This window comes from Nonomuraea sp. NPDC050663, assembly GCF_044456985.1.
Taxonomy (GTDB): domain Bacteria; phylum Actinomycetota; class Actinomycetes; order Streptosporangiales; family Streptosporangiaceae; genus Nonomuraea.
This window is the reverse complement of sequence record NZ_JBITGL010000021.1, coordinates 132,088-157,391: the sequence shown is the minus strand read 5'-3', so window position 1 is coordinate 157,391 and position 25,304 is coordinate 132,088. Positions and strand designations below refer to the sequence as shown.

The 25,304-nt window shown below is 69.7% G+C and carries 27 protein-coding genes; 9 read left to right on the top strand and 18 right to left on the bottom strand.

Annotation, left to right across the window (positions count from 1 at the left end; translation table 11 throughout):
• Positions 1 to 491: 491 nt before the first annotated feature.
• Genes ACIBH1_RS42385 through ACIBH1_RS42375 form a run of 3 tightly spaced genes read right to left on the bottom strand, consistent with a single transcriptional unit; the run spans position 492 to position 1,742 of the window.
• Positions 492 to 1,202, bottom strand: coding sequence for a CU044_5270 family protein (locus ACIBH1_RS42385; protein WP_397319745.1), 711 nt, complete (start codon positions 1,200 to 1,202; stop codon positions 492 to 494).
• Complete coding sequence (locus ACIBH1_RS42380) at positions 1,195 to 1,395, bottom strand: RNA polymerase sigma factor (RefSeq protein ID WP_397319744.1); 201 nt, start codon at positions 1,393 to 1,395, stop codon at positions 1,195 to 1,197. Before ACIBH1_RS42380 ends, ACIBH1_RS42385 begins: the two co-directional genes overlap by 8 nt.
• Positions 1,368 to 1,742, bottom strand: coding sequence for an RNA polymerase sigma factor (locus ACIBH1_RS42375; RefSeq protein ID WP_397319743.1), 375 nt, complete (start codon positions 1,740 to 1,742; stop codon positions 1,368 to 1,370). The genes ACIBH1_RS42380 and ACIBH1_RS42375 overlap by 28 nt, the downstream gene beginning before the upstream one ends.
• A 300-nt stretch (positions 1,743 to 2,042) precedes the next feature.
• On the opposite strand from ACIBH1_RS42375, the gene ACIBH1_RS42370 reads away from it, so the two are divergent.
• Complete coding sequence (locus ACIBH1_RS42370; protein WP_397319742.1) at positions 2,043 to 2,186, top strand: hypothetical protein; 144 nt, start codon at positions 2,043 to 2,045, stop codon at positions 2,184 to 2,186.
• Positions 2,187 to 2,272: 86 nt separating this feature from the next.
• On the opposite strand, the gene ACIBH1_RS42365 is transcribed toward ACIBH1_RS42370, so the two are convergent.
• Complete coding sequence (locus ACIBH1_RS42365; RefSeq protein WP_397319741.1) at positions 2,273 to 2,674, bottom strand: hypothetical protein; 402 nt, start codon at positions 2,672 to 2,674, stop codon at positions 2,273 to 2,275.
• A 50-nt stretch (positions 2,675 to 2,724) separates the two neighbouring features.
• On the opposite strand from ACIBH1_RS42365, the gene ACIBH1_RS42360 reads away from it, so the two are divergent.
• A complete protein-coding gene (locus ACIBH1_RS42360) occupies positions 2,725 to 3,216 on the top strand; it encodes an HIT family protein (protein ID WP_397319740.1) in 492 nt (163 codons plus the stop codon).
• Here the strand turns inward: ACIBH1_RS42360 and ACIBH1_RS42355 are convergent, their stop codons facing one another.
• Positions 3,217 to 4,068, bottom strand: coding sequence for a M23 family metallopeptidase (locus ACIBH1_RS42355; protein ID WP_397319739.1), 852 nt, complete (start codon positions 4,066 to 4,068; stop codon positions 3,217 to 3,219).
• Between the two features lie 2 nt (positions 4,069 to 4,070).
• The gene (locus ACIBH1_RS42350; RefSeq protein ID WP_397319738.1) at positions 4,071 to 5,306 is read right to left on the bottom strand and encodes an MFS transporter; all 1,236 of its coding nucleotides are present in this window, start codon (positions 5,304 to 5,306) and stop codon (positions 4,071 to 4,073) included.
• A gap of 67 nt (positions 5,307 to 5,373) precedes the next feature.
• Between ACIBH1_RS42350 and ACIBH1_RS42345 the strand changes: the two genes are divergently transcribed.
• Both ACIBH1_RS42345 and ACIBH1_RS42340 read left to right on the top strand, forming a co-directional pair.
• The gene (locus ACIBH1_RS42345; RefSeq protein ID WP_397319737.1) at positions 5,374 to 6,735 is read left to right on the top strand and encodes a PLP-dependent aminotransferase family protein; all 1,362 of its coding nucleotides are present in this window, start codon (positions 5,374 to 5,376) and stop codon (positions 6,733 to 6,735) included.
• A 9-nt stretch (positions 6,736 to 6,744) separates the two neighbouring features.
• On the top strand, positions 6,745 to 7,908 hold the full coding sequence (locus ACIBH1_RS42340; protein ID WP_397319736.1) for a YibE/F family protein: 1,164 nt from the start codon (positions 6,745 to 6,747) through the stop codon (positions 7,906 to 7,908).
• Here ACIBH1_RS42340 and ACIBH1_RS42335 read toward each other — a convergent pair.
• From ACIBH1_RS42335 to ACIBH1_RS42300, 8 genes are all read right to left on the bottom strand, one after another.
• Positions 7,905 to 8,522 (bottom strand): DJ-1/PfpI family protein, encoded by a 618-nt coding sequence (locus tag ACIBH1_RS42335; RefSeq protein ID WP_397319735.1) that lies wholly within the window; start codon positions 8,520 to 8,522, stop codon positions 7,905 to 7,907. The two genes, ACIBH1_RS42340 and ACIBH1_RS42335, sit on opposite strands and share 4 nt — an antisense overlap.
• On the bottom strand, positions 8,513 to 9,502 hold the full coding sequence (locus ACIBH1_RS42330) for a GlxA family transcriptional regulator (RefSeq protein ID WP_397319734.1): 990 nt from the start codon (positions 9,500 to 9,502) through the stop codon (positions 8,513 to 8,515). Before ACIBH1_RS42330 ends, ACIBH1_RS42335 begins: the two co-directional genes overlap by 10 nt.
• Positions 9,503 to 9,555: 53 nt before the next feature.
• The gene (locus tag ACIBH1_RS42325; RefSeq protein ID WP_397319733.1) at positions 9,556 to 10,362 is read right to left on the bottom strand and encodes a MerR family transcriptional regulator; all 807 of its coding nucleotides are present in this window, start codon (positions 10,360 to 10,362) and stop codon (positions 9,556 to 9,558) included.
• Positions 10,363 to 10,396: 34 nt separating this feature from the next.
• A complete protein-coding gene (locus tag ACIBH1_RS42320) occupies positions 10,397 to 10,882 on the bottom strand; it encodes a GNAT family N-acetyltransferase (protein WP_397319732.1) in 486 nt (161 codons plus the stop codon).
• Positions 10,883 to 11,317: 435 nt separating this feature from the next.
• The gene (locus ACIBH1_RS42315; protein WP_397319731.1) at positions 11,318 to 12,706 is read right to left on the bottom strand and encodes an MFS transporter; all 1,389 of its coding nucleotides are present in this window, start codon (positions 12,704 to 12,706) and stop codon (positions 11,318 to 11,320) included.
• A gap of 596 nt (positions 12,707 to 13,302) precedes the next feature.
• Positions 13,303 to 13,704: a hypothetical protein gene (locus ACIBH1_RS42310; protein WP_397319730.1), complete on the bottom strand. Its 402-nt coding sequence runs from the start codon at positions 13,702 to 13,704 to the stop codon at positions 13,303 to 13,305.
• 85 nt (positions 13,705 to 13,789) lie between these two features.
• A complete protein-coding gene (locus tag ACIBH1_RS42305) occupies positions 13,790 to 14,494 on the bottom strand; it encodes a helix-turn-helix transcriptional regulator (protein ID WP_397319729.1) in 705 nt (234 codons plus the stop codon).
• A 776-nt stretch (positions 14,495 to 15,270) separates the two neighbouring features.
• Entirely contained in the window at positions 15,271 to 15,777 is a 507-nt protein-coding gene (locus ACIBH1_RS42300) for a universal stress protein (RefSeq protein ID WP_397319728.1), read from the bottom strand.
• A 135-nt stretch (positions 15,778 to 15,912) separates the two neighbouring features.
• Between ACIBH1_RS42300 and ACIBH1_RS42295 the strand changes: the two genes are divergently transcribed.
• Genes ACIBH1_RS42295 through ACIBH1_RS42285 form a run of 3 tightly spaced genes read left to right on the top strand, consistent with a single transcriptional unit; the run spans position 15,913 to position 21,925 of the window.
• On the top strand, positions 15,913 to 19,101 hold the full coding sequence (locus ACIBH1_RS42295; protein ID WP_397319727.1) for a BTAD domain-containing putative transcriptional regulator: 3,189 nt from the start codon (positions 15,913 to 15,915) through the stop codon (positions 19,099 to 19,101).
• 36 nt (positions 19,102 to 19,137) lie between these two features.
• Positions 19,138 to 19,314 carry a hypothetical protein gene (locus ACIBH1_RS42290; protein ID WP_181610492.1) on the top strand — a complete coding sequence of 59 codons (177 nt, stop codon included), beginning with the start codon at positions 19,138 to 19,140 and terminating at the stop codon, positions 19,312 to 19,314.
• A 25-nt stretch (positions 19,315 to 19,339) separates the two neighbouring features.
• Positions 19,340 to 21,925 (top strand): LuxR C-terminal-related transcriptional regulator, encoded by a 2,586-nt coding sequence (locus ACIBH1_RS42285; protein WP_397319726.1) that lies wholly within the window; start codon positions 19,340 to 19,342, stop codon positions 21,923 to 21,925.
• Here ACIBH1_RS42285 and ACIBH1_RS42280 read toward each other — a convergent pair.
• On the bottom strand, positions 21,906 to 22,586 hold the full coding sequence (locus ACIBH1_RS42280) for a hypothetical protein (protein ID WP_397319725.1): 681 nt from the start codon (positions 22,584 to 22,586) through the stop codon (positions 21,906 to 21,908). The two genes, ACIBH1_RS42285 and ACIBH1_RS42280, sit on opposite strands and share 20 nt — an antisense overlap.
• 49 nt (positions 22,587 to 22,635) lie before the next feature.
• Between ACIBH1_RS42280 and ACIBH1_RS42275 the strand changes: the two genes are divergently transcribed.
• Positions 22,636 to 23,139, top strand: coding sequence for a hypothetical protein (locus ACIBH1_RS42275; RefSeq protein WP_397319724.1), 504 nt, complete (start codon positions 22,636 to 22,638; stop codon positions 23,137 to 23,139).
• On the opposite strand, the gene ACIBH1_RS42270 is transcribed toward ACIBH1_RS42275, so the two are convergent.
• Genes ACIBH1_RS42270 through ACIBH1_RS42260 form a run of 3 tightly spaced genes read right to left on the bottom strand, consistent with a single transcriptional unit; the run spans position 23,127 to position 24,671 of the window.
• Entirely contained in the window at positions 23,127 to 23,447 is a 321-nt protein-coding gene (locus ACIBH1_RS42270; RefSeq protein ID WP_397319723.1) for a DMT family transporter, read from the bottom strand. The genes ACIBH1_RS42275 and ACIBH1_RS42270 overlap by 13 nt on opposite strands.
• On the bottom strand, positions 23,444 to 24,061 hold the full coding sequence (locus tag ACIBH1_RS42265; RefSeq protein WP_397319722.1) for an FMN-dependent NADH-azoreductase: 618 nt from the start codon (positions 24,059 to 24,061) through the stop codon (positions 23,444 to 23,446). Before ACIBH1_RS42265 ends, ACIBH1_RS42270 begins: the two co-directional genes overlap by 4 nt.
• 10 nt (positions 24,062 to 24,071) lie before the next feature.
• A complete protein-coding gene (locus ACIBH1_RS42260) occupies positions 24,072 to 24,671 on the bottom strand; it encodes a L,D-transpeptidase family protein (protein ID WP_397319721.1) in 600 nt (199 codons plus the stop codon).
• Positions 24,672 to 24,741: 70 nt separating this feature from the next.
• Here ACIBH1_RS42260 and ACIBH1_RS42255 point away from each other — a divergent pair, with 70 nt between their 5' ends.
• Positions 24,742 to 25,290 (top strand): TetR/AcrR family transcriptional regulator, encoded by a 549-nt coding sequence (locus ACIBH1_RS42255; protein WP_397319720.1) that lies wholly within the window; start codon positions 24,742 to 24,744, stop codon positions 25,288 to 25,290.
• The last annotated feature ends 14 nt before the right edge of the window (positions 25,291 to 25,304 follow it).

Sequence of the window (25,304 nt, the reverse complement as noted above, 5' to 3'; positions counted from 1 at the left end):
TCAAGAGGCAGATGTATGGCCGCGCCAACCCCGACCTTCTCCGCAAACGAATCCTCCACGGAGACTGACCTGATCACGGAATGTGTGCCTGAACCCGCTTTCAGACGTCGTTGACACCCAAGAGGTCCTCCTCGAATTCTGCCCGTCCAGGGCGATGGCGAGTAGAGCTGATACACCAGATGCGGCGGTGTCCGAGACACCGCCGCTCTTGTGTTCTCTGGACCTGTGGACGTGCAGAAACGGGGCGAAGGCTCTGTGGGTGCGTTCTCGGTCTCGCCAAAGTCCGGTGTCAGGAGTTCCAACCTCCGAGCCTCCGCAGGACTCGCTTCACTCCGCCGGAAGTCGGTCCGTCCATTCGGCGTCGATTGTTACGCCGCCGCTTTGGGTGAAAGCGACTCCTCCAGTGAGGGGAACCCATACGGACGTGTTACGAACCCTTGCCGTCTCCGGGTCCACGACCACTGTGCCCGAGCCGGGAGCCAGCGGGATCTTCAGGCGGCGCCCCCGTCAGTCTCTCCGAGGTCCTCGATCCCCGGCTGTGCGGCCAGTGCTCGGTAGGCGGCGGCGCGGACTTGGGGTGAGACCGGTGCCTCGCTGATCAGCGAGATCAATGCCTGGATGGCGACGCCGTCCTGATCGGCGGTGCTTGGCGACCCCACGCTGGTGCGGATGTCGCTTTGGATGACAGCCGACCGCAGGTGGGAATACAGGGCGTTCTCGTCGGTGGGCAGCCGCCGCAGCTCATCGAAACTCGTGCGCAACGGCCCTACCGTGAACGGCTGGGACTCTCCGGGGAACTTGAAGAGTTTGCCCTCACCCTTCAGCCCATCGCCTTTAAGCCAGAATTGTCCGTCGCGCCGGTACCAGTACTCCGCTTTCGGAAATCCCTCGTGGGTGACGGTGATGTGCCAGTACGTGCCGGAGCCTTCGGGGGTGTGTTCTGCTGTGCTGGCGGCCACGAGCAGGATGTCCCTCGCGCTTCCGGTCGACGGTGGGGAGTCGTCGACCAGGCGGGGCCCGATCACGAGTGCGGCGGTGATGGCCATGGCGGCGGCAGCGGCTGGGACGAGGAGCCACCGTGCTCGTCGCTGCGGGGCGCGGCGGTACATGCTGGAACGGAGCTGTTGGCGTCGCCGGGCCACCACATCGGGAGACGGGTCGGGCTTGGCGAGCAAGGGACGGATCTCGCGCAGGTCATCCATGGTTGTCCTCCTTGGCGATCGCCTGGTGGATCTTCTTGCGAGCACGGTTGAGTCGGGAGCCGACGGTTCCGTAGGAGACGCCGAGGGCATCGGCCACCTCTTGGTGCGTGAGCTCTGCCAGGTAGATCAGTGTCAGGACGTCGCGTTCGCCCCGGTTGAGTGTGGTCAGGGCTCTGGCCAGGTGCGACCCCATACGTTGTGCCGTAACGGAGTCGACCACTTGGTCCTCGTGGCTGTCGGTGGGAGGCTCGGCGCTCGTGCGGCCAGCATCCGGTAGTGGCGTGCTTCTTTGCGGCGGTGACGGGCGATCAGGTTCGTGGCGATGCCGAACAGCCACGGCCGCATCCCTCCGCGGGAGGGATCGAAGCGTTCCCGGTCACGAAAGGCCAGGCAGAACGTCTCGGCCGCGATGTCCTCTCCGACCTGGACATCGAGGCGGCCGGCCACGTACAGGTACACCTCCCGGAAGTAGCGGTCGTAGACGGCCGTGAACTCCTCCGCATCCAGTCGGAAATGGGCGACGAGTTCGTCGTCGTCCATTTGCTCGCGTGTCTCACTCGTCACGCTCTCACCCTCTTGCGAACGGTTGTTGCTCTCCCTTCGCCGCAGCCCGTGTTCGCTTTCCGCGAGCCGACGCAGGGGCAGGGGAGTGCCGCGCACCGACGTGCCGTTCGGGCTTCCATCTCGTGACGTTGGGCCGGCGACAGGACCTCGCTGGAGCGGTCACCAGATCCGCGAACGGGGCGGTCGTCAAGCGAGATCGATCACGTCCGTTACTTCGGCCGTCGCCGGGATAGTCCAGGGGTGATCAACGCCAATCCGCCAGATCGGAGAACCCGCATGGACATCCTGCTCATGCTTGCCCTTATCGCCTTCGCCGCCGGTGGAGTCGTCGCCGCGATCCAGAAGTCGTGGCTGCACCTTCTGCTGTTCGTGGGTCTGTTCCTGGTGACTCTCTCGGAGTCGGGCCTCGTTAACGGGTGATCCGTCAGCGGTGGCGGGCGTACGGCCGTCGGGGGGACGCTCTTCGCGCTCGGTCTCACCCGCCGACGAGAAGCAGGGGCCGTCCCTCAACCGGCCCCCCGCCGATCAGGTTCGGGGGGCCGGATGCCATGGGCCTGAAGACGAGAAGCGATCAGATCAGCGAGCCCACGTTCCTCCGCCGCCCTGTCATGGCGTCCCACCCGGTCGCCGGTTGCGGCCCAGCGTTCGAGCACGTCGACGGTGAGGAGCCATTGGGCGATGGTGAGCTTGGGCCGCACCACGACCCCTGGGGACGGCCAGCGACCGGAGCCTGGCACTCCGGGCGTCCAGTGGGCGATCTGGTCCCATCCGGCTCGGCGGATGCTGCGGGCGAGATCGGCCCGCCGGCCGTTGCCGTTCACCGTTTCCACGCTGGCGTCGTTGTCCATGCACCCATCGATGAGCCCCCATTGACGCATGGACATCCTGATGATGAGGCCGACACTCATGACCGGCATGCTGTCGAGATCATCATGACCGGTCAAGAGGGGCGGCACGCGTGATCGACGATTGGCGGAACGAAAGGATCGGCAGCGCCTTGTCGGGCAAGAACCCCACGGTGCTGCGACGCCTCGAAGCGGGCTTCGCGGTGATCGGGGACGTGCAGTTTCTCCCGGGATACGCCGTCCTCCTGACCGACCAGCCCGGCGTGGAGCGGCTGTCCGACCTTCCGCACCCCAAGCGCCTGGCGTTCCTCTCCGACATGGACCACCTGGCCGAGGCCGTGGAGCGAGCGTGCCGCGCCACTGATCCGGCGTTCCGTCGCGTCAATCTGGAGATCCTCGGCAACACCGACCCTTTCCTCCACGCCCACATCTGGCCCCGCTACGACTGGGAACCCGAGCACCTGGTCACCCGCCCCGTGTGGCTGTATCCGCCCACCCACTGGAGCGACCCGCGGTTCGCGCTGGGCCCGCGGCATGACGCTCTCCGCGCACGGATCACCAACGAGCTGGCCGCCACCCGCGAAGGGCGGCAGCCAGCCGAGTAATCAGCCGCAGTGCTCGAACGGGCTGGTGTAGGAGCTGCTCCCCACCGACCCGCCCCATCTCACGCACTGTCCCGGTGCGCTGAGCCGTACCGGGCCCGCGTAGTAGCCGAAGCTGCCCGAGTCCGTCACCCTGCTCTCCCCCTGGGGCTCCAGGAAGGCCGAGACGGGCGAGGGGGTGCCCAGGCTGACCGACTTCAGCGTGACCACGCAGTTGTACCCGTTGCCCGAGTTGTACAGCAGGTATGTCGTCCCGCCCGACAGCCCGGCCGAGTCGACGACGGAGTAGCCGCTCCCGCAGACCTCCTGCGGCGTGTACGGGTTGCCGCTGCATGCGTTGGTGCTGGTCACGGGCTTCTTCTGCCCGAGGGCGATCGTGACGCCGTCGACCGTGGGGCTGGTGTCGACGACGCCGCCCGAGCTGCGCTGTTCGTAGTGCAGGTGAGGGGCGGTGGAGCCGCCGGAGGAGCCGACGGCTCCGATCTGGGTGCCCTGGCCGACGGAGAGGGAGGCGCCCGCGGCGCGGACCATGCTGGCCAGGTGCGCGTAGCGGGTGCGGGTGCCGTCGCTGTGGTGGATCTCGATCCACTTGCCGTAGCTGGTGCTGCCGGCGTCGTAGAAGTAGGCGGTGCCCGCGGCGGTGGCTCGGACGGTTTCGCCGTTGACGTCGTCGCTGCCGTAGTCCTGCCAGTCGATGGATCCCGAGGGCCGGTGACCCGGGTACCAGTTGTTGGCGTTGAAGGTCTTGCCGCAGTTGAAGGGGCTCTTGTGGGCGATGGCAGCGGTGGCGGTCTGGGGGATCAGCATCGCCGCGACGAGGGCTAACAGAGTTGTGATGAGGACTCTCTTGGACATGCTCACCTCTCTGAACGGGTGCGCGTGGGGGGAAGTGCACCCGTGCGATCATGAACGTAATCCTGAAAGTTCCTTTCATCAATCGTCTTGTCATGAAATTTTACGGCTCGATGCATGAACGCCCCTGATGTCGCGAACACGACACCCAGGGCGACCCAGCCCGCCATGCCCCCGCCCAGGATGAGCCACGTCAGCAGCGCGGGCCCGAGCATGCGGGCGACCGCCAGGCCGCTGCCGAAGAAGCCCTGGTACTGCCCGTGCCTGCCTTCGGGGGCCAGCCCGAAGCTGATCTCCCAGGCTCCGCTGGCCAGCAGCATCTCCCCGAACACCTGCAGCGCTCCACCGAGCAGCAGGAACAGAGCCGGGGCGCCGAAGGCCGACAGCCCGAAGACCACGCACGCGGCGAACATGACGAACCCCGCGTGCCGTACGGCAAGCGAAGCGGAACCCAGGCCGTTGACCCGGCGGGCGATGCGCACCTGGAAGAGCACGACGCTGAGGGTGTTGAGCACGAGCAGGGCGGAGACCATCCACGCCGGCGCGGTGGTGTTCTGCACGATCCACAGCGGGATGACCAGGCTGAGCAGCGGCAAATTGAGCAGCATGACGGCGTGGACGAGCGTGATCACGGCGTAGGGCCGGTCGCGCAGGACCTCCAGGCGCGATTCGCCGCGCACGCCGGGGACGGACGGGACGCGGGTGAGCACGAGGGCGGCGATGACGAAGCTGGCGCAGTCCATGGCGAGCACCGCGAGGAAGGCCTCGCGGGTGCCCGCGAGCAGCGCGAGCCCGCCCATCGCGGCGCCGACGGCGATCCCGGCGTTGGACGTCGACTGCAGCACTGCCCTGACGCGGGTGCGCTCGGCGGGCTGGACGAGGGCGGCGAGCAGGGCCTGCCGGGCGGCCGACAGGCCCGTCTGGGCGGTCGCGTAGACGCAGGCCACCGCCAGGAACGCCCAGAACGAGCGCGCGAGGAGGAAGCATCCCACCGAGGCCGCGGTGACCAGGGCGAGCGCGACGGCCATGCGGCGCGGGCCGAAACGGTCGGCCAGGTGGCCGAGTGGCATGCCCGCGAGCGCCCCGACGGCCCAGGCGACGGTGAGGCCGAGGCCGATCTCGCCGGCGGACAGGCCCACGATCCGGGAGAAGTACAGCGCCGAGGTCACGTAGTACGCGCCGTCGCCGAACGAGTTCGTGAGCTGGGCGAGGGCCAGAGCGAGAACGCGTCTCCGGGTCATGGGGGTAACGTAACCAGGAAGTTGTCCCAGAAGAAGCTCCAATTTCCAGCGAAATGGTTGGGCCAAGATGGAGATTCACATCTCCCTGGAAGGGCGCGGCGACCTGGCCGCGAGCATCTACCGGCAGCTGCTCGACGCGATCGTCGACGGGCGGTTGCGGGCGGGCGAACGGCTGCCGCCGACGAGGGAGCTGGCGCAGCGGCTCGACGTGTCGCGCAACACGGTGGGAGCCGCCTACGAGCGGCTCGTGGCCGACGGCTTTCTGGTGGGACGATCCGGGGCAGGCACCTTCGTGGCCAAGGAGATCCAGAAAAAGCGCCGCAACACCGCACCCCGTGGCGTCGTGCAACCACGACTCGCCTGGCGCGGCACCCCGCAGCCGACGGCGACGGGCCGCCTGCCGTACGACTTCACCGTCGGCGTCCCCGACCTGGCCCTCTTCCCCCTCGACAGCTGGCGCCGCCTGGTCAACCAGAGCATGCGCGCCACCGGCTACACCGCCCCGGAAGGCCACCCGGCCCTGCGTGAGGCCATCGCCCGCCACGTCGGCGTCAGCCGCTCCGTGCGCACCTCCGCCGACGACGTCCTGGTCACCCAGGGAGCCCAGCAGGCACTCGACCTGATCGGCAGGATCCTGATCGAACCGGGTGCCACGGTCGCGGTCGAGGAGCCGGGCTATCCTCCGGCCAGGCGCCTGTTCACCGCGCTCGGCGCCCGCGTCGAGGGCATCCCGGTCGACGACGAGGGCATCCGCGTGGACCGGCTGCCCGGCCAGGCCCGGCTGGTGTACGTGACGCCGTCGCACCAGTTCCCGCTGGGCACGCCCATGTCGCTGGCCCGCCGTACGGAACTGCTCTCCTGGGCGGCGGGAAAGCGGGCCGTCGTGATCGAGGACGACTACGACACCGAGTTCAGGTACGGCGAGCGCCCGCTGGAGCCGCTGCAGAGCCTCGACCGCGACGGCCGCGTGATCTACGTCGGGTCGTTCTCCAAGACCCTGCTGCCCATGCTGCGCGTGGGCTTCATGATCGCCCCCGCCTCGCTCCAGCCGGCGCTGCGGGCCGCCAAGCAGCTCACCGACTGGCACGGCGACCCGACCACGCAGGCCGCGCTCGCCCGCTTCATCGACGAGGGCCTGCTCGCGCGGCACATCCGCAAGGCGACCAAAATCTACGCGGCCAGGCACCAGCGCATCGCCGAGATCCTCGACCGCATACCAGGGCTCACGATCATCCCGTCGGTCGCGGGACTGCACCTGTGCGCGCGGCTGGATCCGGGCGCCAGGGCGCACACCGGGCCCGGCCTGGCGGTCGAGCGGCTGGAGTCCTACTGCGGCGAACTTCCCGTCCAACCAGGCCTGGTCCTCGGGTACGGTTCCGTCTCAGTGTCAGGCATCGACGACGGCCTGCGTCTGCTCAGCGTCACCTAGGGAGATCTATTGGGAGCCGGACACACGCACGGCACCGAGGTGCCCGCCTCCCGGCGGGCCCGGCTGATCACACTCGCCATCCTCGTGCCGCTGGCGGTGGCGACCCTGATCGCGATGGTGCTGATGTGGCCCGGAGAGATCAAGAACACCGGAGGTCAGGGGCCGGAGCGCCTCGAAGGCACCATCAGCTCCGTCACGCTCAAGCCCTGCCCGGAGCCGATCCCCGGCGAGGGCGAACCCGACCCGCGCACCTGCGGCGAGGCCGTCGTACGGACCACCGACGGCAAAACGGTCACGGCGCTGCTGCCCAGCGGACCCGGATCGCAGATCTTCGTCGACGGCGAGGACGTCATCGTCATCAACACCGGCGACTTCTACCAGGTCTCCGACCACGACAGGACCAGCGCGCTGTGGGTCTTCGGCGCGGCGTTCGCGCTGGCCGTCGTCGCCTTCGGCCGCTGGAAGGGCGTGACCGCCCTGATCGGCCTGGGGGTCACCTTCGTGATCCTGCTGCTGTTCATCATCCCCGGCATCCTGCAGGGCGAGCCGCCGCTGCTGGTCGCCATCGTCGGCTCGTCCGCGATCATGCTGACCGTGCTCTACCTCACCCACGGCTTCACCATGGGCACTTCGATGGCCGTGCTGGGCACGCTGATCAGCCTCAGCCTCACCGGCGCGTTGTCGTACCTGTCGATCGACTTCGCCCACCTCAGCGGCATCACCGACGAGAGCTCGCTCTACCTGGGCATGAGCTACGCGATCAACACCGAGGGCCTGCTGCTGGCCAGCATCATCATCGGCTCGCTCGGCGTGCTCGACGACGTGACCGTGACCCAGGCGGCCACCGTCGCCGAACTGGCCAGGGCCAACCCGGCGTACGGCTTCCGCGACCTGTACCGCGCCGCGGCCCGCGTGGGCCGCAGCCACATCGCCTCGGTCATCAACACGATCGTGCTGGCGTACGCCGGAGCCTCGCTGCCGCTGCTCATCCTCATCAGCGTGGCCGCGCAACCCCTGGGCGAGGTGATCACCAACCCGGCGATCGCCCAGGAGATCGTCAGAAGCGTGATCGGCACCCTCGGCCTCATCGCCGCCGTCCCCGTGACCACCGCCCTCACCGCCCTGGTCAGCGCCCGCCAACCGGCCGCCTCCAGCGGGCGCCACCGCGGCTAGTCCATCGAGATGAGCTTCATCGCCTCGTCGCGCCGCCCGCCCAGGGTCTTCATGTCGTACGGCGGCCGCGGGTCGTACTCGATGGCCAGCTGTACGGCCTGAGCCGTACCCTCACCCGACTCCCGGACCAGCAGCTCCAGCGCCATGTCGATGCCGGCCGAGACGCCCGCCGCGGTGACGATCTTCCCGTCGAAGACCACCCGCTCGCTGACCGGCTCGGTGCCCAGGCCCTGCAGATGCTCCACCCAGCCCCAGTGCGAGGTGGCCCGCCTGCCGGCCAGCAATCCGGCGGCGGCCAGCACGAAGGCGCCCGAGCAGACCGAGGTCGTCCACGTCGTGTGCTCGTGGGCCGCGGCCAGCCAGCCGGTCAGCGCCGTGTCGTTCATCGCGGGCACCGTGCCAGGACCGCCCGGCACGACGATCACGTCGGGCCGCGGCACCTCCTCGTACGACGCCGTGGCCATCAGGGTCAGGCTGCCCTGGTCGTCGGTGACAGGACCCGCCTGCCCGGCGACGAAGGTGACCTTCCAGCCGGGCGCGAACGCAAGGGCCGTGTACGGCCCGACGACGTCAAGAGCCGTGAAACGGGGATACAGAGGAATCGCTACGTGCATGGCTGTTCAACCTCTCCGAAAGGGGAACGCTTGGAATGGAACCGGCGCCGGTAGTCACCCGGCGAGACCCGCCAGTGGCGCCGGAAGACCCGGTACAACGTTTCTGACACGCCGAGCCCCGTGAGCCTCGCGACCGTGTCGAGCGGATGATCGGTGGCCTCCAGCAGGCGGCGCGCCGCCTCGGCCCGCGAACGCTCGACATACCTGCCCGGCGACAGGCCGCCGCTCTGCTCGGTGAAGACGCGGGAGAAGTGGCGCTCGCTCATCCCCGCCCTGCCCGCCAGCGCGGGCACGCTCAGATCCTCGGCCGGATTGGCGTCGATGAACGCCAGCAGATCGCGCAACGGCTCCCTGGTGGGCGCGGCGATCGCCATCGGCGTGCTGAACTGGCTCTGCCCACCCGGCCTGTGCAGGTAGACCACCAGGCCGCGGGCCACATCCCTGGCCACCTCGTGGCCGAGATCCTCCGCGACCAGCGCCAGCGCCAGATCTATGCCCGCGGTCACACCCGCGGAGGTCCAGATGTCGCCGTCCTTGATGTAGATCGGGTCGGCGTCGACGTCGACCTCCGGGTGACGCTCGGCCAGCTCCCTGGCGGCCAGCCAGTGCGTGGTCGCCCGCCTGCCGTCGAGCAATCCCGCCTCGGCGAGCAGGAGCGCGCCGCTGCAGACGGAGGCGACCCGCCTCGCCCTGGCCGCCAGCCGTACGAGCCCCGCGATCACGTCGCCGTCCTGCCGTACCCGCGGGACGGCCAGCCCACCGGCGACCATCAGCGTGTCGATCTCACCGGTCAGCGAGTCGAGCGAATGCTCGACCGTGGTCGTCAGGCCCCCGCTCGCGCGGACGTGACCCTTGGCCGGCGCGACGACCTCGACGTCGTAGGCACCCCGGCGGAACATGCTCGCCGTGGCGAACACATCGGCCGGACCGGCCATGTCGAGGAGCTGGAAGCCCTCGTGGATGACGATGACGACGCGCATGTATTCATGCTGGACGCGGGGGCAGGTGGCGTCAACGACACGAATATTGCAGATTACGCCATCGGCCACGCCACCTGCGTGAGCAGATCCGCCTCGGCCGTCACGGCCGGATCGTTGAGGTAGGTCTCCCGCGGCGGGCCGCCGACCTCGTACCCCTGCTCGGTGAACCACGCGGTCAGGGCGTGGTAGGCGGGCGCGATCTCGTCGTGGCGCCCCCGGTGGGTGGTGACGGCCGCGGTCACTGCGTCCACCCGCCGCACCCCGGCGGGACCGGCCAGCGCGGCACCCGCACCCACCGGGATGCAGATCTCGACGTCACCGGCGTTGTCGGCGTCGATGACGTCGTGGAACACCAGGAAAGGCGCCGCCACCGGCTGCCGCCCTGCCATCGTCATCGCCCCCACGAGGGTCCCGAACCCCTCCGCGATCGTCACGCCGACCCCCGCCAGGTCAGTACGGCGACGCAGCGAGGCCACGGTCTGCGAGGGCAGGGTTTCGACGGTGATCGTGTAATCCATGAGACGCTCCTCGTTGTCGATCATTCGAGTGATGGCATCCAGCATGTGATCGTGGCGGTCACGCTCCACCCGCAGCCGTGGCCGATGCGCCTCCAGCAAGCCGGGCACCTGCGCCGGGGAGGCGGCCAGCACCCGCTTGATGTCCTCGATCGGCATGTCGAGCGCACGCAGCCTGCGGATCGTCTCCGCCTGGCCCGCCTGGGTCAGCGCGTAAAGGCGATAGCCGCTGGACGGATCGACCTTCGCCGGCCGGAGCAGCCCCACCTCGTCGTAAAGGCGCAGCGCCTTCACCGACAAGCGGGTCATGGCCGAGAACGTGCCGATCCGGACCAGTCGAGTCATCGCCGACCCCCATCACCTCTGGTGCGCCCCACGCTCATCCCTCCAGCAAGGGGAGAGTCAACGGACGGGTGAACACCAGGTAGGACCGGCCGTCGGTCGTCGCCTCGAACGCCTGCGTCTGCACGAAGCCCAAGGACGTGACCACCCGCTGGACCCGGGCGTTGAAGGCGGCCACCGTCATGCGGAAGGCGGGCGGGTCGAACCGCTCCGCCCCGTACGCCAGGCCCGTCGCGATCGCCCGGCGCCCCAGCCCCTGCCCCGTCAGCTCGGGCCGCAGGCCACCGCCGGTGTCGAGGGCCGTGTCGTCGTAGACGCCCCCCGGAACCCGGCCGTCGGGGCCGAAGACGCGGTAGCCGATGAGGGTCATTTCGTCGTCGCCGAGGAGGGCGACGTAGCCGTTGGCGGGGTCGGTGAAGAAGGCGGGGTCGGTGCCGGTCAGGGAGTAGGCGTCGTAGGGGGCGGGGTAGCGCCAGGTGGCGATGTCGGCGGCGTGGGCATCGGTCATTTCGACGATCTTCACGGGGACACTGTGAGGAGCGGAGGGCGCGGAGGTCAACGCACCACGGCGTTCCGCGAACGGGCCCGTTTCGCGCGGTGCGGAACAGCGCGAAACGGCACCCACGATTGAGCAGCGGTTGGCCGGTCAGCCAGCCGTGGTCACCGCCTCGACCGGCATGCCCTAGGCGTCCTGCACTCGCCGTCGTCCTCGGTCTGCTGGCCGCGAGCGTCTGGGCATGGGCGCGGTCCGCAGGCTTCGACCCCGTCGACCATTTGATCTCCACCCTGACCCAAGGGTCCTACCGCTGGAGGGTATGGCCCACCTGCTCGCCTCCTTGGAGCGGCCTTGACTATCCACCGCCCGGACGAACTCCGACACGAACTCAAGAATCTGGCAGACCGACTGCTCGTAGCCGCTCAACGCGCATCGGGAGGGTAGCCGCGCACTTGGCGACGATCACGCCGACTGGGTTGCAGCGGACACCCTGGTCCGGCCTGCCATGAACAAAGCGGCGAGCAGGCCGAGAACGGCGAAGCCGGCGGCCGACAGGAAGGCGGCACGGGGGCCCGCCGCCGCATCCCCCTGCGACATCTCTGGCGCACTGAACACGGTGAGGATGGTGGTGACGCACGCGATGCCCAGGGCGCTGCCGATGTTGAAAGAAGTGTCGACCAAAGCGGCAGCCAGGCCGGAGTCCTGGTCCGCCACTCTGCCCAGAGCGGCGATCTGGGCAGAGACGAAGGCGGCTCCCATACCAGGGCCGAAGACGAGCAAGCCTGCCAGCATGTCCTGGGCGAACGAGCCGTCTGCCGACACTCCGGCCAGCAGCAGGCATCCGGTCACCACGAGGAGGAGAGCAGCCACGCCGATGGGCCGCAGCCCGATCTTGGTGACGAGTGCTTGTCCGGCGAACGCTCCTGCGACGGACATACCGGTCATGACTGCACTCATCAGGCCGAACTGCATGGCCGAGTAGCCCAGAATGTCCTGGGCGTAGAAGGTGAGCGGAAAGAGCATCCCATCCACCGACATGCCGATGGCGAGGATGACTACGTTGCCGCTGACCAGGCCGGGCGCCCGGAAGACATGGAACGGGACAAGCGGGGCCTTGGAGCGCCGCTCGATCAGGATGAAGGTGGCCAGCATCGCAGCGGCTCCAGTGAGAAGTGCAAGCGTTTGCGCACTCGACCATCCGGCGACTGGTGCGTTCACCACGGCATAGACCAGGAGGGTGAGCGAGCCGGTGATGGTGATGGCGCCAAGGGGGTCGAACGAGCGGTGCAGAATGCTGTTTCGACTTTCGCGCAGAATAAGCTGGCTCCACCGCAGCAGCGCCAAACCGACCGGGACGTTGATGTAGAAGATCCATTCCCAGCCGAGCCAGGCCGTGACCAAGCCACCGATCAGCAGGCCGGCAGTCGCGCCGATCCCTCCGAGTGCGCCCCAGATGCCGAGGGCCTTGGCGCGTTCACGTTCGTCGGTGAATAGGGTCGTCAGGATCGACAGGGCCGCCGGCGCCATGATTGCGGCGGACACACCCTGCAAGGCGCGGGCGGTCACCAGGACTGTGGCTGACCAAGCTGATCCGCACAGCAGGGACGAGATGGTGAACAAGGCCAGGCCGAGCATGAACAAGCGGCGGCGGCCCGTCAGGTCGGCTAGTCGGCCGAAGAACAACATCAAGCCGCTGAAGGCCAAGGTGTAGGCGGTCGCCACCCATTGCACACCCGAAACGGAGAAGTGCAGGTCTCGAGCTATTGACGGCACTGCTGTGAACACGATTGTGGCATCAAGGATGACCATGAAGAACGCTGTGCCGAGCAAGGCCAGTGCTTTCCATTGCATAAGGTGATACCCATCCTCGGGGAGGCTTGGTGCGCCATGAACTGCTCATTGGCGGATTCGGGGTATCTGGCCGGCAGGCAGGCACGGCGCCACCTGCCAGCGCCCCGAGGCCGAACGGGGCATGGATAACGGCCGATCTGACCCGCCTTCTCGCAGTCCAGCGCCGTGGTTCTGGCTTACGCGTATATACAGCTGGTGACGAATTTCGGCGTGTGTTTCTGGAAGGGGCCGGAGCCGTACCAGTACGATCCGCCGCCCGTGGCGCAGTATCGCTGAGTGCCGGGAGAGTTGTACACGGTGGCCACGGCCCTGCAGGACCATTCCGCCAAGCAGGTGTTGGTGTTTCCGTTACGCCTCGGGGTGGTGATTTCGACGGCTGTGATCTGATAGGCCGCCTGACTGCAGTTCCAGACCTCTGCCGCCGTCACCTCGTAGGTGCTCCGGTACCACTCGATCCGATGTGTGCAGGTGATTCCGGTCGCTGAGGCAGGTGCCGGAACGGCGGCAGCCATGCCCAACGCCATCAGGATGCCGGTGAGCAGCGCGCTCGCGTATCTCTTCGTTATCATTCCTGCCTCTGTGTTGAACCGGAACGGCTAGGCGTACGTACACGTGCGAATCTCCGGAAGCGGGCGCGCGTTCATGTATCGGTAGTCGTTGTAGGCCGGGTAATAATCGCCCCAGGCTCGTGCGCAGTACTCCTGAGTGCCGGGGGTGTTGACGAATCCCACGGTCGATCTGCACCACCTGCTCGGCGAGCACCAGTTGTTGGCGGATTTCGTGCTGGGCCGGTAGGACTCGATCCTCGACAATGACCCGTAGGCTGGGCCGTCGCACTGCACGTTGTGGGTGAAGGTCACTTCGTACTGGTTCTTGTACGTGTCGATGCTGTGGGTGCACCTGATCTCTGCCGCGTTCGCGGGAGCGGGCGCTAACGCGATCGTCGCCGCGGTGGCCACGAAGACCGCCGCTATGGGATGAAGCGATGTTCTGGACATTCTGAGACGGTCCTCCTGCGCGGGAATTCGCTGGAATTCTTGCCTGCGCCCTATCCAGCGAATTCCATGCTCTGACGAGGCTGTCTCAGTGGCCTAGTACTTTCGTGCTCAGCAGCTCCCTGAGCTTCGACGGGGTCTGCCCGAGGTAGCGGCGGACCGTTCGGGTCATGTGAGTGTGGTCGACGAAGCCGAGGCGGGCCGCGAGATCGGCGAGGCTCTCCGAACCCTCAGCCAGATGCTCCATGACGGCGCGAACCCGAAGCTCGTTGCGATAGTCGGTGAGCGTTCGACCGGTCACCTGGCGGAAGACCCGGCTCAGATGATGCGGGGAGGAACCGATCACCGCAGCCAGTTCGGCCAGCCCCGTCCAACTGTCGCTCGAAGCCAGAGCTTCCTGGGCGTGGGAGGCCAGGCGGCGATGCGCCGCCCAAATCTGCGGAAGCGCAGCGGTCCCGGGCCTGTCCGTGCGTGGCGGGAGGAATTCCAGCAGAACCAGCAACCGCTCGGCGAGCTCGAACTGATCGAGACCTCTCCGGCAGCCCATCAACAGTTCCCGATGATGCAAGTCGAGCACAGTTCCGGTGGAGATCAACCAGCCGTTCCACCGTTCTGCCCCTTCGACATGGTCGCTGTACATCTCGGGAGTCATGTCGAGCCAGGTGTAACGAACCTTCAGCCCCGGAATATCGAGAAAGCGGCCTTGCGCGCCTAACTGGCAGAAGTAGCCGTGAGCGGCGTCCAGGAACTCGTTCTGGCCGGCGGCCTCCCGCCGGAAACCACCCACTCGCACCAGGCACACCCCGAAGCCAGCCGAGGTTCTGATCTCCGACCAGTTTCGCGACCGGGGCATGCAATGGAAGTCCTGAAGCCTTATCCCACCGACTGTGGCCAGCGTGTCATATCGCACTAGCAACAGAACTCACCTCTACGCCTTGCCGATCGGCGAAGGTCCCATGTGCACAGGCCCGCCTGGAATGGGCGTCGGCGGGCTGGCAGCACAGGCAGACGAATCGTGAGCGGAAGGCTCGGCAGCGGCGACAGCGCAGTGGAGTGGTCGAGGTGGCGGGAGCCGATGGCCTCCTCGTCGGCTGCCGTCCAGTCCAAGGGGCCGCCCGGACCGGCGATGGAGCCGTGCAGGTAAGGGCGGGCAGGTCGAATACGCCGCACATCAGAAGTCCTTCTCAGTAGCGTGATCGACTGTCTGACCGTTGGGCGCAGTGGAACTCATCGCAGCTGCGAGATCTTCTCCGTCCCGCAAGGCATGGATACCGGGTTGAGAAACCCACGGACAGCCGTTAGCGGCACCCGCGAGTGACTGAGCTGGAAGCCCCTCACGGCGGCGTCGGCGACGCACGCCACCACGAGCATCCCGATCGTTCCGGGAGGGCCCGCCGGAACGATCACCGCCAGTCGCCCCGGACCCGCGACTGCTCCATGAATATGCGCCGGTTGTGCACACAGACGCGAGCTGCCAGAGGTCGCACGCCACAGCAGGACCAGGGGCGGGCGGGTGGGTGGGCGGTGGGCGGGAAGGCGGGTGGGAGCAGGGGGATGCGGGAGACACGGTCAACGCCAGAAGCGACGCGTTCGCTCCGCTGGGACGTCGCCCTCGTCCGGTGGTGACGGCGCCTGGACGATCACCACCGTCGCCTTGGAGTACCGCGCACAGTAGATGCTCGTAGAAGGCAGCAACATGCGCGCCAGCAGCGACCGTCGCCCTCTCCCCAGCACCAGCAGGTCACCTTCGCGGGCCAGCTCCACCAGGTGGTGCCCCGGTTCGCCGAGCCGGGTGACGAGGGCCGTTTCGACGTCGGGTGGCACGCCGCCGGCAACGTCCTCGAAGGCGCGCTCCACCAGCTCGATCCCGCGTTCCTCCTCGCCCACCCGTGCGGCGTGGTGCACGGGGAGGGTTTCGGAGAACGGGTGCACGGGTGCCCGTGAGACGTGGACGGCGACGAGCGCCATGCGGCGCAGCCTGGCGTCGCCGATCGCCCAGGCCAGCGCCCAGCGCGAAGCAGGCGCGTCGTCAACGCCGACGACCACCCGCGGCTGGCTGGGCAGCTCGCGTTCCACGGTCCAATCTTCCTCCCATCGGGTGCCCTCCGACAGGGAGGCGTTCAATATCTGTCTTCGAGGCGTACCATTTCGCACACAGAACCAGCGAGGGGTGGCCCGTTGGAACTTGGCTGGTCGCACCCCCGTCCCGCGTTGGACAGGCGGTTGGACGGGGCGCTGACGCACAGGCTCACGTCGGTGGTGGCCGCGACGGGGTACGGCAAGTCGATCCTGCTGGCGAGCTGGGCGCGGGCGGTCGACGGGGTGCTTCACACGCTGGGCCCGGCCGACCGGGAGCCGGCGGTGCTGGCGGGCGCGGTGACGGCGGCGCTGGTGGAGCGGGTGCCTGAGCTGCCGGTGGAGCTGCGCCGGGCGATGGATTCGCCGCTGGGTCCCGAGGCGGACGAGACGGCGCGGGCGGCGGCGCTGGCGGGTGCGCTGACCGAGGCGCTGGCGGCGCGGCTCAGGTCGGGGGTGGCGCTGGTGCTCGACGGCATCGACGTCCTGGCGGGGGCGCCGGGCTCGTTGAGGTTCGTGGAGACGCTGATCAGGTCGGCGCCGAGGCATCTGCACATCGTGACCGCGTCGCGCTCGCCGCTGCCGTTCCCGACGGCCCGGTTGCGGCAGGAGCACGAGGTGCTCGACTTCGACGCCACGGATCTGGCGCTGGCGCCGCAGGAGACGGCGGAGTGGGCCAGGAGCAGGCTGGGCCCGCAGGGTGAGGGCATCGCGGCGACGGTGCATCAGGCGTGCGGCGGCTGGCCGGCGGCGGTGGGGGCGGCGCTCGACGCGCTGGAGCGCACGGAGGCCGGTCTGTGGCGGCAGAAGGCCGGGAGCCTGGCGGCGACCTCGCAGGCGCTCAGCAGGCTCACGCTCGACGCGTTCGAGGATCTGCCGGAGCCGACGCGCGAGTTGTTGCGCGCGGCGACGGTGTTGCCGGTGCTGAGCGAGGAGCTGGCCGCGGCGCTGGACGCGCCGCGCGAGACGTTACGCGATCTGATCACCCGGGGTCTGTTCCTGGAGGCGGGCGACGACGCGCACCGGGACGGCCGCCACGATCACCGGTTGAGCCTGACGGCCAGGCATGTGCTGACCAGGCATGCCCCGTTGTCGCTGGAGGAGGCGCACGGCGTGGCGGCGGTGGCGGCCCGCTGGTACGTCCAGCAGGACCGTCCGGAACACGCGCTCAAGGCGGCGGTCGCGACCGGCCACACGATGCTGGTCCGCTCGTTGCTGGGCGCCCATGGCCTGCGCCTGGCCGAGCGCAGCGACGACCTGCTCGGCGCGCTGGCGATGTTGCCGGAGCGGATCCGCGACAGCCCTGAGATGGCCAGGCTGGCCGGCATCGCCGAGCAGAACCGCGGCAACTGGGCCAGGGCGCGCGATCTGCTGGCTCGTACGGCCGACAGCCCGGCGTTCGACTCCGCGGTGGCCAGGCGCCTGGGCCTGATCGACTATCTGCGCGCGGATTTCGACGCCGCCTTCGAGACGTATGTGCGGGGCTCGGAGTACGGCATGCCGCCGGCCGACGCGGCGATGTGCGCGGCGGGCGCGGCGTCGGTGTTGTGGATGCGCGGCGACCGCAAGGGCTGCGGCGAGCTGGCCGACAGGGCGATGGAGCAGGCGAGCGCCCTGGGCGATCCGGCGGCGCTGGCCACGGCGCACACGGTGATGGCGATGATCGCCGCCCTCGACGGCGACCGCCGGGCCAACGACGCGCATTACGTGCGGGCGCTGGAGCACGCCGAGCGGGCGGGCGACATCGTGCAGCAGGTGAGGATCAGGTCCAACCGGTCGTCGCGCCATCTCGACGAGGCGGCGTTCGAGCAGGCGATCGAGGAGACCGAGATCGCGGCCCGCCTGGCCGAGCTGATCGGCTTCGCCCCGTTCTCGGCGCTCACGGTCTCGAACCGGGCCAAGGCGCTGATCGGCGTCGGCCGCCTGGAGGAGGCGGCGGTGCTCGCCGCCGACGCCGTCGCGCGCTGGGAGGCGCTGGGTTCCCGGCTGATCGCCTACGGTCTGCTCCAGATGGCGCAGCTCCAGGCGCTGCGGGGTGACAGGCGTACGGCGATCGCCACCTATCGCAGGGTGCTGGCGGAGCTGGAGGAGTCGGGCGAGGTCCAGGGGCTGGTGATCGCCCTCGACGCGCTGGCCGTACTTCTGGCCGATGACGAGCCCGAGGAGGCGGCGCGCCTGTCGGAGCGCGCGTTGCGGCACGGCGACGGCATGTCGGCGGTCTCCGCCCGCCTGGCCGCGGCCAGGGTGGCTCTCGCCGCGGGACGACGTGACGACGCGGCCGCGTTCGTGGAGGAGGCCGAGCCCCTGGCGGTGCGGCGGCGCGATTACGCGGCGCAGGCGGAACTGGTCGCGCTGCGCGCCGAGCTGAGCGGGGATCTCGCGCTGGCCGAGGAGGCGGTGCGCCGGTGGAACGCTCTGGGCGACCCCATCGGGCTGGCCCGCGCCGAGCTGGTCAGGGCCGGGCTCAGCCCGCCCGAACCGGGCAGGGCGCTGGCCGAGCAGGTGCGGGCGCGCATGCACGCGATCGGCTGCCGTTCGCTCGATCCCGTGGTCGACGCCCTGCTGGCGGGCGCGGTTCCCGGCGATCAGGCCGCGGTGGTGGTCGAGACGCTGGGAACGTTCCGCGTGCTGCGCGGTTCCACGCCGGTCCCCCGTACGGCATGGCAGTCGAGGAAGGCGCGTGACCTGCTCAAGATCCTGGTGAGCGGCAGGGGCCGCCCGATGGGCAGGGAGCGCCTGGTCGAGATCCTGTGGCCGGAGCTCGACGGCCAGGCGGCGGGGCTCAGGCGCCTCAACGTCATGGTCTCGACGCTGCGTGCCGTACTGGATCCGGATCACGAGCGGCCGGCCGGCGCGATGGTGGTGTCGGAGGGCGGCGCGCTGAGCCTCGACCTCGACAACCTCCGGGTCGACGTCCTGAGGTTCCTCGATCTCACCAACGAGGCCGTACGGCTGGAGCAGGCGGGCAACGGGGCCGAGGCCATCAGGGCGTGGGAGGCGGCCGAGGCCTCCTACACCGGGGAGTTCTGCGCCGAGGATCCCTATGCCGACTGGGCCGCGGCGTTGCGCGAGCAGGCCAGGCTGGCCTACATGCAGGGCGCCGCCCGCCTGGCCGAGCACAGCGCCGGCCAGGGCCGCTACGACGAGGCCGCTCGCTACTGGCTGCGCCTGCTGGAGCGGGAGGGTTACGACGAGCGCGCCCACCTCGGCCTGGTCAGGGCGCTGGACCGGGCGGGCAGGCGCGGTGACGCCCGCAGGCGCTACCACCTCTACACCGAGCGCATGCGCGAGCTGGAGGTGGAGCCCGCGCCGTACCCGACCTGAACCTCACCTGAACCAGGCGAGGGGATGGTGAGAGGCGTGAGAACGGTCATCGTCAGGCTGGTCGAGCCGGAACAGTCCGGCGGCCAGCTCCGCGGGCTGCTCGAGGAGCTGGGCGGCGAACCCGTCGTCTTCAGCGGCGCCGAGGAGATCGTCGATCTGCTGCATGTCGCGGCCGGGCTGAGGCGTGAACCTCCCGTGAATACCTCCGAGTGACCATCTGGTCGGGAGGGGGTATTCGATGGATGCGAAGTGGCCGTTCGTCGGCCGGGAGGATGAGCTGAGGGCGGTGCGCCGCGCTCTGCGCTCGGGCGCGGGAGTGATGATCGCCGGAGCGCCCGGGGTGGGCAAGAGCCGGCTGGCCGCCGAGGTGGGCAGCGCGGTGGCCGTGCGGGCGATCGCCACAGAGACGACGTCGATCATTCCGTTCGGCGCGTTCGCGCACGTGCTGGCGGGCTCGGTGCCGAGCGGGGAGAACCTGCTGCACTGGGCGGAGCGCCGGCTCCTGGTCCATGGCGCCGACCCGCTGATCAGCGTGGACGACGCGCAGTGGCTGGACCCGGCGTCGGCGGGGCTGCTGCACCACCTGGCGGTGCAGCGTTCGGCGCGGTTGCTGGTGACGGTGCGCGACGACGAGCCGCTGCCCGGCCCGATCGCCGCGTTGTGGAAGGACGAGCTGCTCGTCCGCGTCGAGCTCGACACGCTGGACGTCGCGCAGGTCAGGCGGGTGTTGGAGAGCGTGCTGGGCGGCGAGGTCGACGGCGAGACCGCCGAGACGCTGGCCCTCGTCAGCGGCGGCAACCTGCTCTACCTGCGCGAGCTGGTGCAGGCGGGTCGCGCGCAGGGCCGCCTGACCGACGCTTCCGGCACGTGGTGCCGGCGCGGCGAGCTGTCGGTGACGACCCGGCTGCGCGAGCTGGTCAGCGAGCGCATCGGCCACCTGGATCCGGTCGAGCGCGAGGCGCTGGAGCTGGTCGCCTTCGGCGAGCCGCTGGGCACCGAGCTGCTGTCCATGCTGACCTGCGCCGAGGCGGTGGAGCGGCTGGAGGATCGCGGGCTGGTGACGGAGCTGACCGACGGCAGGCGGCTGTTGTTGCGGGTGGGTCACCCGCTCTACGGGGAGATCGTGCGCAGCGGCTGCGGCGCCCTGCGGACCAGGCGGCTGCGCCGGTTGCTGGCCGAGTGCACCGAGGCCGCGGGGTTGCGCAGGCGCGAGGATCTGCTGCGCGCCGCGGTCTGGCGGCTCGACAGTGGCAGCGCCTCCGATCCGCGCATGCTCCTGGACGCCGCGCAGCTCGCGTGGGGCGCGCAGGACATCCGCCTGGCGGCGCGGCTGGCCCGTGCCGCGGTGGAGGCCGGTGCGAGCGGGGACGCGGTGGCCATGCTCGGGCACGCGCTGGCGGTGCTCGGTGACGCGGGCGAGGCCAAGGCGCTCCTGCGGCTGCGGGAGGCGAGCGCGGTCACCGAGGCGGAGCGCGCCCAGCAGGCGCTCGCCCTCGGGCTGGCGCTGAGCAGGTCGGGCGAGGTCGAGGAGGCGCACAGGGTGCTCGACGCCGCCCAGCGGTCGCTGACCGAGGTGGAGTGGCGCCAGGAGGTGCTGATCTACCGGGGCGCCATGGAGTTCTTCCTGGGCAGGCTGACCCAGGCTCGCCGTACGGTCGCCGGGGTCAGGGCGCTCGGCCCGCTCACCGAGCGCGGGCGCGCGCACGCGACGGCGCTGGAGTCGTGGCTGGCCGCGCACGGCGGGCGGCACCACCAGGCGGCCGTCACGGTCGAGCAGTTGCTGACGACCGCCGACCGGTGGCGTGACCTGGCCTATCACGGCCTGCCCACGGCGCTGGACGCGCGTTGCGCCGCGTACCTGTTCGCCGGAGACCTGCCCGCCGCCGCCCGCGCGGCCGACAGCGTGACCACGCTGGTCGGCACGCAGGAGGTGTGGGACATGTCGGTCGCGGGTTTCGGCGCGCACCGGGCGGCCGTCAGCCGCCTGCGCGGCGACGCGCACGAGGCGATCAGGCGGTGCCGTCAGGACGTCGAGCACGTGCACCGGCTGTCGCCGTACCTGGCCCGGTGCCTGGGCGAGCTGGCCCAGGCGGCGGCGCTGGCCGGCGACCTGACGACCGCCCGGTGGGCGCTGGAGCGCGCCGAGGCGATCCCGACCCGCTGGGCGCTGACCGACCAGCCGGTGATGCTGGCCCGCGCGTGGGTGGCGGCGGCCAACGGCGACCTCGACCGCGCGGTCCGCGACGCGCTGGCGGCCGCCGATCTGGCGGCCAAGCGCGAGCTGGCGGGTTTCCAGCTGCTCGCGCTGTACGACGTCACCAGGTTCGGCGGCGCGCAGCTGGTGGCGGTGCGGCTGGCGGAGCTGGCCAGGCGCATGGACGGCCCGTTCGCCCGGCTGTGCGCCCAGCACGCCGCGGCCGTGGCCGGACGTGACACGGCGGCGCTGCGGGCGGTCGCCTCCGCGTTCGAGCAGCTCGGCATGCTGCTGTTCGCGGCGGAGGCGACGGCTCACGAGGCCTCGCTGCTGCGCAAGCTGGGCTACGGCGCGGCGGCGCGGGGCGCGGAGACCCGGGCGTGGGCGCTGGCCCGCCGCTGCCCGGGTGCTCGCACCCCGGCGCTGGTGGACCTGGCGGCGCCCGACCTGACCCCGCGCCAGCGGGAGATCGTCCAGCTCGCCGCACGTGGCCTGACGAACCGGCAGATCGCCGACCGGCTGACCCTGTCGATGCGCACGGTCGCCAACCACCTGCAGGCCGTCTACGACAAGCTGGGCGTCAACGACCGCGCCGAGGTGGGCAGGCTGCTCAGCGCGCTGGCTGCCTGACCAGGGCGAGCAGGCCGTCGAGCAGGACGGCCCGCTCGCTCTCGGTCAACGTTTCGTACGGCAGCGCGGCCCGCTCGTTGGTGACGCGCTCGATGCGGTCACGCTGCTCACCGGGTTCGAGCCCGGCCATCTCGGCGGCGGTCAGCCCTTCGGCCTGCCAGGCGGCGGCGTGCGAGTCGGCCCGGTGGTAGCGGAGCGCGGCGAGCCGGTTGAACAGCAGCACCCCCGCCTCGTCGATCGGTTCGTACGGCGGCGCCATGACCGCCAGCGCCGGCCCCGGGTCGCTCAGTGCCTGGTCGAGCACCCTGCCGGCCAGGCCGGCGAGGTGCTTCACGTCGGGCCACATGCGCCGGGTGGCGGCGCTGTGGAAGCCGTAGAGCGTGTCGATGAAGTCGAGCGCCTCCTTGGAGGCCTCCAGCCGCCCGTCGGGATGCTCGACCAGCGTGCCCTCGTCGAGGTGGACGGTGAGGTCCGGCCCGCCGTACCGGTAGACGACGGCCAGGGCCGGGCGCGTCAGGGGACGGATCGGGAGGGTGTAACGCTGGTCGATGAGCAGCCCGGGAGTGAACGGGGGCGGCACGAAGGTCTTGCGGGACTCCACGTGCACGTCGACGTGGACGGCGTCGATCACGGGCGCGATTGCGGCGGCGAAGGTATGCATTTACGGCCATGAAAGCAGACGTCAAGCACCCCTTTCTACCGTTGGGCCCATGAGGATTCTGATCGCGCTCGGCGCCGCGGCGCTGTTGGCCACCGCCGTCTCGGCGCCCGCCCAGGCCGCCGCGCCGAAGTACGTCTGTGGCACGAAGTTCCAGACGCTCAAGGGCCACGACTGGACCAGGGGTCAGGCTCCCGCCTACCCCGGCACGATGTGCGCGGGAGTGCTCGGGATCTTCGGCGGCAAGCTGGAGTACAAGCCGGCCCGTCTGGTGAAGGACCCGGAGACGGGTGACTTCGCCTACCAGAACCTGCCCGAGGGCGATGTGGAGCACTACGCGGCGAAGATCTCCAAGGACGTGGTCTTCCTGTCGACGACCAAGTGCACGGGCCACAGCGGCACGCTCTACCTCGGCGACCACGGCATGGGCACCAGGAAGTGCTCGCGTGACGTGCTGCTGAAGAGGTACAGGAGCGGCAAGGGCGGCACCCCGCAGGCGCTGGTCACCACCAAGAAGGGTCTCGTCGTCAAGGTCGTGGAGCTCTACTCGGCCTGAGTCACCTTGGCCAGCACGATCCCGCCGACGATCAGGACCAGCGCGCCGAGCCGCCCGACCGAGACGGGATCGTCGTTGAGCCAGATGCCCAGCCCGATCGCGCCCAGGGCGCCGATGCCGGTGAAGACGGCGTAGGCGGTGCCGACCGGGATGGTGTTCATCGCGATCGACAGCAGGAACACCGCCGCGGCCATCAAGGCCAGCGAGATCAGCGTGGGCACCGGTCTGGTGAAGTTCTCGGTCGGCTTGATGCTCTGCGACCAGGCGACCTCGACCGCTCCGGCCAGGAGCAGGATCAGCCAGTTCATCGGTTCACCTGCTCTCGCGCCGCTCTGAGCGACGCCTCGTGGTCGGCCAGCCGGTGGGCCAGCAGGGGGTCGATGCGGGCGTTGGCCAGCTCGGCGTGGACGAAGGTGACGTCGTCGACCGCGAAGTGGCCGGAGAAGAAGTCGCGCAGGTAGCGCTCCTGGTGGTCGAAGGGCTCCTTCGGGGTGCCGGGACCGTAGGCGCCTCCGCGGGCACTGGTCACGACGAACTTCCTGGGGGCCAGCGACATGCGGGGAAAGGTGATCTGGTCCAGCCAGGCCTTCAGCGCCGACGGGATCGAGTAGTTGTACATCGGCGTGCCGATCAGCACCACGTCCGCCCTGACCACCTCGTCGAGGAGGGGCTCGACGATCGCCCAGGCCTCCTTCTGAGCAGGGGTGATCGCCGCCTCGCCGTACCGCGCGATGTCAGTGATCTCGTGGGCCATCACGTGGTCGCACAGCTCGGTCCAGGCCTCGCCGATGTGGGGCACGGGATCGGCGGCCAGGTCGCGATAGACGTAGTCGCCTTCCCAGGAGCGGGCCCAGGCGGCGGACAGTTCACGGGACAACGAGGCGCGACGCGCGCTGGCGTCGAGGTGCAACAAAGTGGACATGTCGTCCACATTACCTAGAAGTGGACGACCTGTCCACATAGACCGGGAAGTCCATCTTCACGAGGCGGAACAGCCGGTCGGCGGTGTGCAGCGGCACCCGGACGCAGCCGTGGGACGCCGGACGCCTCGGCACCCTGGTGGATCCGTGCAGGGCGATGCCGTTGTTGAAGTAGATCGGCTTGTACATCGCCCCCAGCCAGCCGTGCTGCCAGCCGCCGACGCGGTGGTAGACGCGGAAGGCCCCGACCGGCGTGACGGCGTCACCGCACCGGCCGCGCACGCAGTAGGTCCTGTTCGCCCCGGTGGAGACGTGCGAGATGAGCGCCGGGCGCCCGTCGGTGTAGACGACCATCAGCTGCCGCTCGAGATCGACCTCCACCCGGTCCCGCTCGCCCTGCTTGACCAGCGGGCGCACCTCGCGCGGCCGCTCCAGGGCGCGCAGGGTCGCCTTCGTCAGCCTTCCGGTCGGGCGCAGGCCGTTCAGCTTCTGCAGGCCCCACAGGGCGACGGTCGTCTCGCGGGTGCGGACCCCGTCGACGGGCCCGGGGTCGAAACGTTGCTCCGCCAGGCGTTGCTCGACTTGCCGCAGGTCAGCATCAGAAATGATCACTTCGGCGATCTACCCGCCACACCGGAGAAGGACACAAATGGACACCTTGTCCACATATACACTGGCGCTTGTGGAGAGAGCCGACGCCGCCCGCAACCGGGCCAAGATCCTCAAGGCCGCCGCCGAGCTGTTCGAGGCCAAGGGCGCGCCCAACGTCACCATGGAGGACATCGCCAAGGCCGCGGGAGTCGGCCGCGGCACGCTCTACCGCCGCTACCCCGACCGCTCCTCCATCGCCGTCGCCCTGCTCGACGAGCACGAGCGCGCCCTGCAGGACAAGCTGATCCGCGGCGAGCCTCCCCTCGGTCCTGGAGCGCCGCCGGAGGAACGCCTCGCCGCCTTCTACGCCGCGATGGTCGAGCTCCTCGAAGCCCACTCCCACCTCGTGCTCGGCGCCGAGACGGGCCGCTCGCGCTTCGAGACCGGCGCCTACGGCTTCTGGCGGGTGCACGTGCGCTCGCTCCTGCCCCCGGGCTCCGACGCCCTGGTCGACATCCTGCTCGCGCCCCTGGCCCCCGAGGTCTACAGCTACCAGCGCGAGCGCGGGCTGACCCCGGAGCAGATCACCGGGGCGCTCCGCATTACCTCTCGCGTAATCGCGGAGCCGCAGCAGAGCTGACAACGTAGTGGTCA